The 12,379-nt window shown below is 58.8% G+C and carries 13 protein-coding genes and 1 pseudogene; 6 read left to right on the top strand and 8 right to left on the bottom strand.

Annotated features, from left to right (window positions below):
- Nucleotides 1–118 precede the first annotated feature (118 nt).
- From PB2503_RS15195 to PB2503_RS11590, 3 genes and pseudogenes are all read left to right on the top strand, one after another.
- Nucleotides 119–445 (top strand): annotated as a pseudogene (locus PB2503_RS15195) (cyclic-phosphate processing receiver domain-containing protein).
- A gap of 151 nt (nt 446–596) precedes the next feature.
- On the top strand, nt 597–1,190 hold the full coding sequence (locus PB2503_RS11595) for a hypothetical protein (RefSeq protein ID WP_013301449.1): 594 nt from the start codon (nt 597–599) through the stop codon (nt 1,188–1,190).
- Nucleotides 1,187–2,128, top strand: a complete 942-nt coding sequence (locus PB2503_RS11590; protein ID WP_013301448.1) for a nucleotidyl transferase AbiEii/AbiGii toxin family protein — start codon at nt 1,187–1,189, stop codon at nt 2,126–2,128. The genes PB2503_RS11595 and PB2503_RS11590 overlap by 4 nt, the downstream gene beginning before the upstream one ends.
- Before the next feature lie 230 nt (nt 2,129–2,358).
- Here the strand turns inward: PB2503_RS11590 and PB2503_RS14145 are convergent, their stop codons facing one another.
- Nucleotides 2,359–2,820, bottom strand: a complete 462-nt coding sequence (locus tag PB2503_RS14145; RefSeq protein WP_013301447.1) for a Fur family transcriptional regulator — start codon at nt 2,818–2,820, stop codon at nt 2,359–2,361.
- 512 nt (nt 2,821–3,332) lie between these two features.
- On the opposite strand from PB2503_RS14145, the gene PB2503_RS11580 reads away from it, so the two are divergent.
- Together PB2503_RS11580 and PB2503_RS14140 are read left to right on the top strand one after the other, a co-directional pair.
- On the top strand, nt 3,333–3,893 hold the full coding sequence (locus PB2503_RS11580; RefSeq protein WP_013301446.1) for a DUF2796 domain-containing protein: 561 nt from the start codon (nt 3,333–3,335) through the stop codon (nt 3,891–3,893).
- Entirely contained in the window at nt 3,890–4,519 is a 630-nt protein-coding gene (locus PB2503_RS14140; protein ID WP_013301445.1) for a DUF3299 domain-containing protein, read from the top strand. The genes PB2503_RS11580 and PB2503_RS14140 overlap by 4 nt, the downstream gene beginning before the upstream one ends.
- A gap of 185 nt (nt 4,520–4,704) precedes the next feature.
- Here PB2503_RS14140 and PB2503_RS11570 read toward each other — a convergent pair whose 3' ends face one another.
- Nucleotides 4,705–5,268: a pyridoxamine 5'-phosphate oxidase family protein gene (locus tag PB2503_RS11570; protein ID WP_013301444.1), complete on the bottom strand. Its 564-nt coding sequence runs from the start codon at nt 5,266–5,268 to the stop codon at nt 4,705–4,707.
- A gap of 83 nt (nt 5,269–5,351) precedes the next feature.
- Between PB2503_RS11570 and PB2503_RS11565 the strand changes: the two genes are divergently transcribed.
- On the top strand, nt 5,352–6,812 hold the full coding sequence (locus PB2503_RS11565; protein WP_013301443.1) for a glycosyltransferase family protein: 1,461 nt from the start codon (nt 5,352–5,354) through the stop codon (nt 6,810–6,812).
- On the opposite strand, the gene cobS is transcribed toward PB2503_RS11565, so the two are convergent.
- The 6 genes from cobS to PB2503_RS11535 form a co-directional block, all read right to left on the bottom strand.
- A complete protein-coding gene (gene cobS / locus PB2503_RS11560; RefSeq protein ID WP_041535666.1) occupies nt 6,799–7,788 on the bottom strand; it encodes a cobaltochelatase subunit CobS in 990 nt (329 codons plus the stop codon). The genes PB2503_RS11565 and cobS overlap by 14 nt on opposite strands.
- A gap of 79 nt (nt 7,789–7,867) precedes the next feature.
- Entirely contained in the window at nt 7,868–9,637 is a 1,770-nt protein-coding gene (locus PB2503_RS11555; protein ID WP_148235273.1) for a M28 family metallopeptidase, read from the bottom strand.
- A gap of 69 nt (nt 9,638–9,706) precedes the next feature.
- On the bottom strand, nt 9,707–10,117 hold the full coding sequence (locus PB2503_RS11550; protein ID WP_013301440.1) for a 6-pyruvoyl trahydropterin synthase family protein: 411 nt from the start codon (nt 10,115–10,117) through the stop codon (nt 9,707–9,709).
- Nucleotides 10,118–10,164: 47 nt separating this feature from the next.
- Nucleotides 10,165–10,554, bottom strand: coding sequence for a dihydroneopterin aldolase (locus PB2503_RS11545; protein ID WP_013301439.1), 390 nt, complete (start codon nt 10,552–10,554; stop codon nt 10,165–10,167).
- A complete protein-coding gene (locus PB2503_RS11540) occupies nt 10,551–11,297 on the bottom strand; it encodes an SDR family oxidoreductase (protein WP_013301438.1) in 747 nt (248 codons plus the stop codon). The genes PB2503_RS11545 and PB2503_RS11540 overlap by 4 nt, the downstream gene beginning before the upstream one ends.
- Nucleotides 11,294–12,277 carry a calcium/sodium antiporter gene (locus PB2503_RS11535; protein WP_013301437.1) on the bottom strand — a complete coding sequence of 328 codons (984 nt, stop codon included), beginning with the start codon at nt 12,275–12,277 and terminating at the stop codon, nt 11,294–11,296. Before PB2503_RS11535 ends, PB2503_RS11540 begins: the two co-directional genes overlap by 4 nt.
- Between the last annotated feature and the right edge of the window lie 102 nt (nt 12,278–12,379).

Genomic DNA, 12,379 nt, shown 5'->3' with positions numbered 1-12,379 from the left:
CGGTCAGACCAAAGTCGGGGTCAGCACCACCGCCCCGGAATTCTGCTACAGGGTGGCCCATAAGCTGGGGGCTGAACAAGCGTCTAATGAATTGAATTAACGCTTCTCAAGAAGAGTTTTGACATGCGACTTTTTAGATGACGAAAGAGAGACGTCTCCTGGCTGAGAGCGGGTTTACTGGCCGGATGAGGCGATTGCGCAACTAAAGACCGGTCGAGTCATGGAGATAAGCCTCGACCACGATCTCGGCGACGATGATAGTGGCACTGGTTACGATGTCGTTCTATGGATCGAAGAAGCGGTCGTGGTCGATGCCATTATGCACCGTATTGGGGGCTGTCAGAGCAAACCGGCTTGGGGCCGTCCTGCCTTGGTTTCAGGCTCGGCAGTATGTCGAAGAATTCATTCCGCCAAAAATGGGAGGATTACAACACGGTTGGCCTGAGGTCCACTCTCTGATTCAATAAAACATCGTAAAATCAATATTGTGTATATACTGAGAGCGATTTCCTCCTTCCATTATGCATGAATTTTTAATAAAAAATGTTGCATAATATGGAGCATGACCCCTATATTGTGGGTGATGGAGACAGAACATGACCGCGCTTGCAAAACTAAAAAGGAAATTGCGCCCCGGGCAAGTGTACCGGCGCAAGGAGCTTGCGGCTTGGTCGAACGCTGTCGATCGACATGTTGGACAGCTGCTTGAAGAAGGCCGCCTGGAGAAAGTTGGGGCAGGGCTCTACATGGTGCCCCGGAAGACCCGGTTCGGCCAGACACCCGCCAGGCCGGAAAAGCTGGTTGAGTCGTTCCTGGGGGATGACCGGTTTCTTATGGTTTCGCCCAACGCGTATAACAGCTTGGAACTTGGGACGACGCAGCTCTACAATGAGCCAGTAGTTTATAATCGCAAACGTCACGGGCATTTCGAGCTGGATGGCCGACGCTACGATTTCCGCATGCGGACCTCTGTTCCTTCAAACCTCAGCGAAGAATTCCTCCTGGTGGATCTGTTGCACAACCTCGATCGGCTTCCCGAGGAAAAGGCAACCGTGCTTTCCAAGGCACTAGGGCGTGCGCGGCGCATGGACCGCGCGCGACTGTCACGTGCGGTGAAGGATTTCGGATCGGCGCGGGCTGCAAGGCTCCTCAAGCCTGTATTGAACCCTGATCAGGCGTCAGCCACGTGACGCTTCTGCACGAGCTGCCTGACTTTGCCGACCTGATCGCTGTTGCTGCGCGAAACAACACCATCGACCCGGGGCTCATCGAAAAGGACTATTGGCTGATGCACTGCCTCTGGGGACTGCAGCAGCTTGACTATAAGTTTGAGCTGAAAGGCGGAACTTCGCTGTCAAAGGGATACGGCCTCATCGACCGTTTTTCGGAAGACATCGACATCCTGATCCACCCAGAGACCGACCTTCAGTATGGTCCAAACCACAATAAGCCTGCGCAGGTACAAGCGCGTCTCGAATTCTTCAACGGTCTGGCCGAAGCCATCAAAATTCCCGGCATTATCGAAGTGGTCCGCGACGAAGAGTTCGACGACACACGCCATTATCGCGGCGCGGGCATTCGATTGAAGTATGAGTCGGTGAATCCACTACCAGAAGGGCTGAAGGCAGGCATCCTGCTCGAAGTCGGGTTCGACCAGGTGGCGCCCAACCGGCCATGTACGATTTCGTCCTGGGCCTACGAACTTGCAGTGGAGAGTGGGATTGCAGACCTGACCGACACCCGCGCGGTCGATGTGCCTTGCTATGAGCCGGGCTATACTTTTGTCGAAAAGCTCCAGACCATCTCAACGAAATTTCGAAAGCAGCAGGTGGACGGCGGTATGCCTGTCAACTTCATGCGCCACTATTATGACGTGTACTGCCTGCTCGCTGACGCCTCGGTGATCGAGTTCATCGGAACAGACGCGTACAAGGACCACAAGGCCAAAAGGTTCCGCAAGGCAGATGAACCGGACCTCACCAGGAACGAAGCCTTTCTGTTGAGCGACGCAGAAACGCGAAAGGCGTACGCGGACGCTTATGCAAAGTCACGAGCGCTTTACTACAGGGACCCCGCACCCTTTGACGATATTCTGGCGCGCATCAGCGAGCGCCTGCCGGAACTTTGAATGATCGTTGCTTACAGGGAAATCTCTAACCTTCTGAAATAAAAGGAATTACTAGCTTACTCTTTTGTTGGGTGCGCCCTCCCGCACCCATTCATTACATAATTTATACAGCGTACCATTGGGCGGTCATCCGACCTCTTTGAGGGGGGCGGCGTCATCGAGGTTGAGGAACGCTCGGTGACGAGGAGGCGCAGTGGATCGGCGGGATTTGTACCGCCGACCCGTGCCGGTCAACCGGCGTCTCGTAAGGGGCGGTCGACCTGCGCAAGGCATTTTCGGCAGTCGTAAAACGCCTCAATATAGGTGTTGTGAGGTTCGAGCCCCAAGCTTGTCAGATAAGCCTGAACCGAAAGATCGAGCGGCTCGACACGGAGCTTCCCACACTGACGACACACCAAATACGCAGCAGCTTCGTCGGGGGGGGCGGGAACGGCGACAAAAGCGTTCAGCGCGTTGATTTTACGCACAAGGCCCTCATCGATCAGTCGATCCAGCGCCCGGTAGACGGTCATGGGCGCACTGATGCCTTTGTCTAGTAGCTGCTCAAGAAGGCCATAGGCCTTTAGCGGCTCGTCAGTTCGACGAAGCGCCTCGAGTACCAGCCGTGCATTATGCGGCAACGAATGATTGCGACAATCCTCTCGCCACCGCTTTTCGGCATACGGAACGATGCCAAGAGCGGTTGTGGACATGATTTTCCTTTTCACTGGCTCCCCAAGGAGCGGATGTAATCTCAGTGCTGTCGAGGAAATCGAGGAGGAGCGCGCGGCGCCGCGGCAAGTTCATGGACGTTGCGTCGCCGCAATGGCGGCGAGGGGGGCAACATAAGATGAGCAGGGACGATCGTTGTTACAGACAGCTGGGAAACATCAGGTGTCGGCACCCATTTCTTTCCCGTCACCGTCAGGCAGAATACGCAATGAGCCTCATCGTCATGATCTGCATGGGTATGAAATGTGGAAAGGGAGAAAGAAAAAAGGACGACCAAAAGCACCGCAAGGCGCCAGCCTGCGGTCCATTTAACGGGCATGGGCCCGTGGGTCCGCTCTCCCTCACACATATTAATTGTGACGGTATCACACACCGAACAAGCAGACCAGCGGTTCCCGACTCCCGTTATACGCGAATCGTACGCGTCGGAAGCGGCGTGATAGTGTAACACGGACATCGTCGGCAAAAGGCACGTATTCGATGGAGGCCTTAGATGCGACCGATCTTCCTATTCATATCAAGCTTAGCGCTTGCGTCGCACGCCCATGCCGGATCGGACCCTCACCATGCCCACAACCACGGGCATGCGGAACTCGCTGTCATCTCCCAGGGACAAGAGCTGGTGTTGGAGTTGAGGGCCGATCTTGCCGATCTTGTGGGGGCCGAACGCGCACCGACGACACCGGAGGAGGCGGCCGCGTTGCGTGCGCTGCACGGAGATTTTAGGACCGGAGAGCCGCCCTTCCACCTCTCCGATCGAGCAAATTGCGTCCCCCAATCGGCGACCTCCGAGGGGGGATATGCTCACCTGATTATGTTGGATGATGCCGACGGGGCGGCCGGGGACGAGCAGTCAGATGAGGCGCATGACGAGCATATGGTGACGGCTCGTTGGACGTGGGACTGCGCGCATCCGGACCGGCTGCAACGGATCGACGTCACGATGTTCGAGCGGTTTCCTGCAGTCGTCGAAATCGAGGTCGTTGTTCTCACCGACGATGCCCAGATGGGGGATAAACTGGCGCCCAAAAATGCGATATTGCGCATGCCATGAACCTTCAACTCCTCGCTTTCTCCCTCTTCGTTGTTGCAGAGCTAGCCGGTTTCCGGGGGGCCGCCTCAGGCCCGGGGGAAGGGTCGGCGGCATCTCAGCAGGCTGTTCGCGTCCTTGAGTGGGATGACCTCTTGCCTGAGGGCGAAGAGGACCGACTCGATAGAATGTATGCGGATTATTATCGTGAGCTTGAGCGGCGAATGAAGGGGAGCCAAGCCCCATTGTCGTCGGCGGCGGGGCCGATCGGCAATATTGGCGGATCCATCGGCGGCATTGAAGAGGGGTCTTCTTTCGACGTCATGCCGCAAATCGGCACCTACGATACGGTCAGTGAACTCGACGGCCGAACCGTCCGGTTACCAGGCTTCGTCGTGCCTTTCGATTTTGACGCCAAGGGACGGCTGAGAAATTTTCTGTTCGTACCCTATTTCGGCGCCTGTATTCACACACCGCCGCCGCCGCCGAACCAGATCGTCTATGTCGAGGGGGAAACGTCGATCTCGGTTGACGACATTTGGGTACCCTATTGGGCAGAAGGCGTTCTTCACGCCAAGCGAAACGAGAATGACATCGGCAACGCAGCGTATACGCTCGTTCTCCGCAAGTTGGAGCCGTATGAGGGCTGACCAAGAGGCGGCGATCGGTGCGGGCGCAGATCCCGCCCATCGGGGTCTTGATTAGTTTGTTACGTCAACTCGCTAGCGACGGACTTCCGGCTGGCTTTGCGGTGACTCCCCGCGTTTCACCGCCGCCGGCGGGGGAGGTGCGCTGGAGGTAGTGTCAGTTGTCGGAACGGATCGACCGGACGATGTCAGGGAACCACCCAAGTGGCTTGGCGCTTGCCCGTTGAGGGGAAGAGGTGCGCGCGCCGATGACCATCCCTGTCGATCGATAGCCAATCGAAATGGTCGACGTGAAGATCGATGACGGCGAAATGGGGCGGGCCATCGGGCGTACTTGCCGCCGCCGAAGGGGAGGGAATAGGTGTGCCCGGAGCGCTTCTCCTTCGGTAATCAGTATCTTGACCTTCGCGAATCTCGTCCCACAATGATCGCCACCTGTCCCCTTCCTTCAGGAGGGAGACTGTGCCCGTAGCCCGCAGCTGCTCCATTGAGGTTGGGTCAAAGAACACCAGCGCGGCGCGGGCGATGGCCTCGATCTGATGGACCTTTTCGCTTCGGGTATCAGTGTAGATGGTCAGTGTCGTTTCAGCGCGTGAGATTTTTCTCAACACCACAATTCGCCCAGCCGGGCCGCCCGCGGGGGAGGCCGTGGCGAGCATGGGCCAGCGCCAGGGATCCTTCCCTTCGAAGGTCGCCCTTTCCAGTCGCGCCCAAAGATGATCATAGAGAGAAGGCAAGTCGTGCTCTGTCATCGTCGATGGGTCCGGTGGCATCACGGCAACGACATATGCCGATGGGCGCGCAGGGCGAGCCGTCGACTTGTAAGAGGATGTCGATGACCGAGATGACGACACCCCCGGCGGAGGGGAGGGGATGGGCCCGCGCGCTTTGGGGGGTGGCGGTGATCGGCATGCTCGCCAACCTCCTGTCCCGCGCCTTGGTCGGCGCGTATATCGAGGATCAGGCGAAGGTCGTCGTTTATGCCGAGACCTGGCAATGGACCTATGACGATGAGATGCCGGTCTTTCAATGGCTGGCCACGGCCTTGCTGTCGGTGACGGGGTGGTCGGTTCTCAGTCTCGATCTTCTGAAATATGGGTCTCTCGCTGGGCTCCTCTCTGGGCTTTATGTCTTGGGGCGGCGATTGGGGGGCACCGATATGGTGGGGGGGCTGGCCGTGCTGCTCGCCTTCCTCCTGCCAACCCTTCACGACGAGCTGTTGCGGGAATATCCGCATACCACGGCGCTTTTGGCATTTGTGGTATGGAGCACAATTGCGCTGCACATTCTGGTGACGTTACCTGATGGATCCGCCCGGCGGGGGAGGCAAGTGGGCCTTCTGTGCCTCCTCTGGGCGGGGGGGGTCATGATGAAGCACGGCATGGCCCTGGTGATCGCCGCGCAGATCGCTGCCGTATTCTTAATCTGTCGGCCAACGCGCCGAATGATGATCATATTGGGGGGAGGTGCCCTCGGCGCCCTATTTATCTGTCTGCCAATCTATTTGGGTTTTCTCGTCAGTCCCGAAACCCTGATCGAGGAGACCGCCGTGTTTCGCGACCCCGGACGGCTTGCGTCATGGGAACGGGGGGCGGTCGACCTTGTCTCCTCTTTTCTGGCCGAAGGGGCCGTTCTTGGGACTGTACTGGGGGTGGCCTGGTGGAGAGGGCCTGCCGCCAGCGCCGACTTGAAACGACCCCTTGAGTGGGCCCTGATCGCCAATGCTGTACTTGCCGCCATCCTGGCAGCGGCGATCCTGATACTGAATGTAGCTGTCATTCGCGATAGATGGCTGGCGAGCACCCTGATCTTCTTTGCACCGGTGGCGGCGATCGCCATCGACAGATGGCTATCGCCAACCGGTCTGCGGATCAGCATGGTATCGCTTCTTATCGGCTTTGCGATCTTGCTCGTTGGAAGAGCCAGTGAGCCGTGGCAAAACGGGCTGACTGGCAAGGTGGAAGAGGAAAATATCCCGCATCGCCGCTTGGCTAAAGAGATGGTGGCCGTGACGGGGACATCGGCGGTCGTGGCGTCGTCAGATCCAAGCTTCCTGGCCACCCTCAAAGCGACCGATCCGTCGACGACAATCATCGGGCCACGAACCATCCATCTATTGTCCGAGATCGACGAATTGTGGCGCTTTACTTATGTTGATCGTCGCTCCCTCACGCTTGAGCCGGCATTTCGGTGTGAGCCGGTCTCACGGCTTGAGGCGCATTTGGTCGGGTTTCCCGCCACAGCGCCGCCCGTCCTCGCGCGCCTCGATCGTTGTCAACGAGTTATGCCACATTGATCAGAGAGAGGGTCTCGGGCAAATTTTGACCGAATGCCCGCTGATAGAATTCAGCCACCAAAGGCCGCTCCAGCTCGTCACATTTGTTGAGGAACGTCACGCGGAAGGCATATCCGACATCGCCGAAAATTTCAGCGTTTTGCGCCCAATTGATGACTGTCCTTGGCGACATCACCGTTGAGATGTCACCGTTCATCAGCGCATTGCGTGTCATGTCCGCAACCCGGACCATTTTGTCGATCGTTTGCTGACCTTCTGTCGTCTGATATTCCGGTAGCTTGCCGACGATGATCGATGTCTCTTCGTCATGCTCGAGATAATTGAGGGTGGCGACGATGGACCACCGGTCCATCTGCCCTTGATTGATCTGCTGAGTGCCGTGATAGAGACCCGTCGTATCGCCGAGACCGATTGTATTTGTTGTCGCAAAAAGGCGGAAAAACGGGTTGGGGGTCAGCACCCGGTTCTGATCGAGCAGGGTGAGACGACCTTCGGCCTCCAATATACGCTGAATGACAAACATCACGTCCGGTCTGCCGGCGTCATATTCGTCGAACACGAGAGCCACGGGATTTTGGAAAGCCCAAGGCAGAATGCCCTCCTTGAACTCCGTCACCTGCTTGCCGTCTTTCAAGACAATGGCATCCTTGCCGATCAGATCGATCCGGCTGACATGGCTGTCCAGATTGATCCGGATACAGGGCCAATTGAGGCGGGCGGCGACCTGCTCAATATGCGTTGATTTTCCCGTGCCGTGATAGCCCTGGATCATCACCCGCCGATTGTGCCGAAATCCCGCCAGAATGGCGAGGGTCGTTTGGGGATCGAAGCGATAGGTCTCGTCCCTTGGCGGGACATAAGGGGTCGTTTGCGAAAATGCCGGGACGTCGAGATCAACGTCGAGACCAAAGGCCTCGCGGGCCGAAACAGTCGTGTCAGGCGCCTCGGGCAGAGACGTTTCGGGGAGGTCAGTCATCGTCATCCTCACAAATGTTTTGTCTCCCGCCGGTTTTTGGCGGGGAGACGGAGGGGCCTTTTCGCCCCCCTAAGATCGCTCAGTCGGCAGTTTCGGTGCGTTGGGCATCCCGAAGACTGCGGAATTCATTTCCCTCATACCAATTGGGCCAGTCCTCGCCATAGGCCAGAACCACCCCAACATCCCGGAGGATCGTGAAAACCTCCGCCAGACCGTCAACCCGCCACGCCGTGTCATATTCGTCGGCGGGCTTGTGATAGCGATTGTCGATATAGTCCTGGACAAAGGCGCGGCCTGCTTCCTCGCCGCCCTCAATCAAGTCGACCCCCTGGTCGACATAGATCATCGGCACCCCTGTCTTGGCGAGGCTGATGTGGTCCGAGCGATAGAAATACCCTTTTTCAGGCGCGTCATCAGGGCGCAGGCGTTTCCCATAATCGTCGGCGACGGTCTTAAGAATATCCTCGAGCTCCGAGGCCCCATAGCCGATCACCAACAGATCATGGGCCGGTCCTGTGGGCTGAATTGCGTCCATATTGATTCCCCCCACAATCTGATCGAGCGGCACAAAGGGATCATCGGCGAAATAGGCGGATCCAAGGAGGCCGGATTCTTCGGCTGTCACGGCCAGGAACAGCAGGGACCGTTCGGGCGGCACTTCGGCATTGGCGAAGCTCTCGGCGATCGCCAGGAGGCCCGCGGTCCCGGTGGCGTTATCAACGGCCCCATTGTGAATGGTGTCGCGTTGATCGCCATCGGTGCCTGAAAAGCCCGCGCCGAGATGATCCCAATGGGCAATATAGAGGATCATCTCGTCCGGTCGCTCGGTACCTTCGATCATGCCGGCGATATTGGCCGACTCATTACGATTGATCACATTTTTGAGCGTGCCCTCGGCGGACACGCCGTCAAAGGGGATCGCCCTAAAATCGGGAGAAAGGGCGCGCTGCTTGAGATCTTCATAGGAATGACCGGCCGCCTCAAAAAGGCGGTTCGCCGCGTCGAGGGAGAGCCAGCCTTCGAGGGCAACGCGGTTCATGCCCTTATCCTGGCGTTCGAGGTCGAGTTGCGGCCCCGACCAGGAGCCTGAGACAACCCCCCATCCATAGGCTGCGGGCGCCGTTTCATGGACGATCAAGGCCGCGGCCGCCCCCTGCCGGGCCGCTTCTTCGTATTTATAGGTCCAGCGACCGTAATACGTCATGGCGCGACCGTTAAACGCCTCATCCTGTTGATAAAAGCCAGGATCGTTGACCAGCATGACCACCGTCTTGCCCTCGACGTCCAGGCCCTCATAGTCATTCCACCCATATTCGGGCGCGACGATCCCAAAACCGACAAAGACGACCTCGCTCTCATCGAAGGAGACCGTCCGCTGGACGCGCTTGGTCCAGTACATCGTCTCCTCGCCATATTCGGTTTGCCAATCGGTGCCGGTCGGAAGGGAGAAGCTCAGCGAGGATTGCGAAGGAATGATCGCCTGCTCCACCAGACCGACCTTTTGCTCCCAGTCGCCGTCATTGGCGGGGGTTAGGCCGATCTGTTCCATCTGATCGATGAGATATTTGCGGGTCTTTTCTCCGCCGCTCGATGCTGGGGCCCGGCCGTTGAACGCGTCGGAGGCGAGAACCGAGAGCGCGCCTCTTAGGGTTGCCTCCTCAATATCGGGCAGGCTGGGCGCGCCTTCGGTGGGGGGAGCGGTGGCGACATCCATCGGAACGGCCGTTTCTTCCTCATCATCGAGGCTCGGTACCGCCAATGTGTCGACCGGGTCAGGGGCGGAGGGCGCATCGGCCCCGCCACACGCGGCGACGAGCAAGAGCGGGAAGAGGAAGAACATTGATCGCATAGATAGTCCTCAAGGGGGGAGCGGGAGGCAAACCCCCTCACTAGGGGATTGCGGCGGCCCCCTCAACGCTCAGCGGACGCGCCGCAAGCGTTCGTTCAAGGAGGGACGGGCAATTTCCACTTCCGATAAGGCCGGCAGATCGGGGCTCAACCGCTCGATAATGAAATCCGCCAACCGCTCAAGGGTGGGACGGGACAGGCCCTCGATCCTATTCAGCAGTCGGTGATCGAGGAGGCCCCGAACGGTCTCACACGCCGCTTTCAGCTCGGCGAAATCCATAATCCACCCTTCGGGCTCGATGGTGGCTGCGGCGAGCGTCACGGTCACTTCGAAACTGTGACCGTGAATCTCGGCGTAAAGATGCGCAGAATCCTCAGGCTTCATCTCCCCCAATTCATGCGCGGCCTCAAAGAAGAAGCTATAGGATTGGTAGTACATGCCGAAGTCCGGAAAGGGGGACGCATCCCGCAAAAAGGTCACGCAGATGCCGCAAGTGTCGCCGCAACGCAAGATCCGCGCCCAGTGGGTCAGCGGGCAAGAGCGTCGGGGTCGATCCGTTCCATGTGGCAGCCGATGGCCGCGATGTCGGCGAAGGCGGTCAGCTTGCGGGTTTCCACAATCACCCCAAGAACCCCGGGCCGCATTCTGAGACGGGCGATCAGCGTCTCGCAAAAGGTCTCCTGGAGACCGAAATGACGTTCCTCGGCAAGGTTGAGGGCATCGTCGCGCAAATGATTGTAATCGATCACATCCTCAATGCCGTCGCCGCGACCCAGACGACGGGCGATCACCACTGTGTCGATGCGAACGGGTTGCGGTGAGCGCTCTTCGGGATAGACCCCAAGGCGCATCTCAAGGCGCAGATCCTCGGCAAAGACGGCATAGGTCCCCTGGCTAAGGGGCGGCAGAATAATCACAGGTCGATCCGCATAGAAACATCCCGTTCGGTGGGGACCAGATGCTCGCCATTGGCGGTGACGATCGAGATTCCCGTAAGCGCGGGGTTCTCCAAGCAAAAGCGGACGCTGGCGGCGATGTCATCGGGCGTCAACCGGCGGCCGAGAGGATTGACCTTCGTCGCCTTGCTCTCAAAATCCTCCTGGCTCTCGCCGGGGGCTGGGAGAGTATAGCCCGGGGCGACGCCGCAAACACGCACCCTCGGCGCGAAACCCTGGGCCATGAGCACCGTCGCGTGGTGGAGCGCCGATTTCGACAGCGTGTAGCTGAAATGATCCGGGTGCGGATTCCAGAGCTTTTGATCGAGGATGTTGACGATGGCGCCGGTGTGGCCCTCCTGCACTTGCTCGGCAAACGCCCGGGCCAGGAGGAGGGGCGACACCGTATTGGCTTGATAGTGCGACAGCAGGGCCTCGCTCGTCACAGTTTCGGGCCGGTCATGCTCAAAAATCGAGGCAGAGTTGACGAGCCCGATCAAGGGCCCGCCTGAGCGGGCCACAGCCTCCTCAATAAGGCGGGGGGCTGATTCGGGCGCTGCCAGATCGGCTTGCACCGCCACCGTCCCCAGATCATCGGCAAGACGCTGGGCCGCGGCTTCGGAGGACCGATAATGGATGATCGGATGCCAGCCATGGGCAGTGAGATGCTTGGCCATGGCGGCACCGAGTCGCTTGGCGCTCCCGGTGACCAGAACGCGTCTCACAGGAGAGCTCCCCCAGGCGCGGCCTTGACCGATATGATGACGATATAGGCGATATAGGCGAGGATAAAGAGGATGCCGACCGTACGGGTGATCGTCATCCTGAGATAGAGCGGGATGGCGAGGGCGAGGGCGGCGACGACCATCGCCGGCACATCGTAAATCTTTGTCCCCGGGTCCGAGAACACCGTGGTCCCGAAGACCCCCATGGCGCCGCCGACGAACAAAATATTGAAAATGTTGGAGCCAATCACATTGCCCACCGCCACGCTGGCCTCGGCTTTGCGGGCGGCCGCGATCACCGTTGCGAGCTCAGGCAGGCTGGTGCCGAAGGCGATGAGGGTAAGGCCCACCAATTCTTCGCGAACGCCCAGATCCATGGCCAGGGTCGCGCCGCTCGTGACGAGCAGATTGGCGCCGATCGGAAGACCGACCAGGCCAATGAGGGTCAGGAGGATCGGCTTGAAGCTTTGCGCCTCCTCGGCGCTCACACTGACATCGCCGTCCACAACGGGGGGAGGGGCGGTGCCGGGCCGCATCGCCGCAACGACGATGGCCACCACGTAAAGGGCGATGGCCAGGAGAAAGAAAATCCCGATGGCGGTGTCGAGCTGTCCCCACCCATAGACAGCAAAGGCAAAGCCCGCCGTCGCCGCCAACATCACAGACCCGTGGCGACCGAGCCCTGGTCCGGAAAGACTGATCGCAGAGATCAGCGCCGGCAGCCCGAGCACCAAAAAGACATTGGCGATGTTGGAGCCAACGATATTCCCCACCGCGATCCCGTTATCGCCGGTCACCACCGCATTGATCGATACCACGAGTTCGGGCGCCGACGTTCCGAAGGCAACGATCGTCAGGCCGATCAAAAGGCTCGGAATACCGAGACGCGTTGCGATTCCCACCGCGCCGCGTACCAAAAAATCGCCGGCGACGAGCAGAATCGTTATGCCGACGCCGATCAGGATCAGGTCGATGACCATCACACCCCCAAAGACAGATTGCTCACAAAGCTCACAATGAAATGGAGCGAAAGCAGATCAGTCCCAGCGGCCTTTTTCAATCAGGTTCAAGCCTGCAAACAA

Origin of the sequence: Parvularcula bermudensis HTCC2503 (genome assembly GCF_000152825.2) — a bacterium.
GTDB classification, from domain to species: domain Bacteria; phylum Pseudomonadota; class Alphaproteobacteria; order Caulobacterales; family Parvularculaceae; genus Parvularcula; species Parvularcula bermudensis.
This window is presented reverse-complemented; position numbering and strand designations above follow the sequence as displayed.

What these genes read in the sequence shown, in the direction of transcription:
- PB2503_RS11570 (WP_013301444.1), bottom strand. Translation starts at nt 5,268, where the DNA reads ATGACAGAGCACGACTTGCCTTCTCTCTATGATCATCTTTGGGCGCGA.
- cobS (WP_041535666.1), bottom strand. Translation starts at nt 7,788, where the DNA reads ATGACTGACCTCCCCGAAACGTCTCTGCCCGAGGCGCCTGACACGACT.
- PB2503_RS14145 (WP_013301447.1), bottom strand. Translation starts at nt 2,820, where the DNA reads ATGTCCACAACCGCTCTTGGCATCGTTCCGTATGCCGAAAAGCGGTGG.
- PB2503_RS11565 (WP_013301443.1), top strand. Translation starts at nt 5,352, where the DNA reads ATGACCGAGATGACGACACCCCCGGCGGAGGGGAGGGGATGGGCCCGC.
- PB2503_RS14140 (WP_013301445.1), top strand. Translation starts at nt 3,890, where the DNA reads ATGAACCTTCAACTCCTCGCTTTCTCCCTCTTCGTTGTTGCAGAGCTA.
- PB2503_RS11595 (WP_013301449.1), top strand. Translation starts at nt 597, where the DNA reads ATGACCGCGCTTGCAAAACTAAAAAGGAAATTGCGCCCCGGGCAAGTG.
- PB2503_RS11580 (WP_013301446.1), top strand. Translation starts at nt 3,333, where the DNA reads ATGCGACCGATCTTCCTATTCATATCAAGCTTAGCGCTTGCGTCGCAC.
- PB2503_RS11535 (WP_013301437.1), bottom strand. Translation starts at nt 12,277, where the DNA reads ATGGTCATCGACCTGATCCTGATCGGCGTCGGCATAACGATTCTGCTC.
- PB2503_RS11555 (WP_148235273.1), bottom strand. Translation starts at nt 9,637, where the DNA reads ATGCGATCAATGTTCTTCCTCTTCCCGCTCTTGCTCGTCGCCGCGTGT.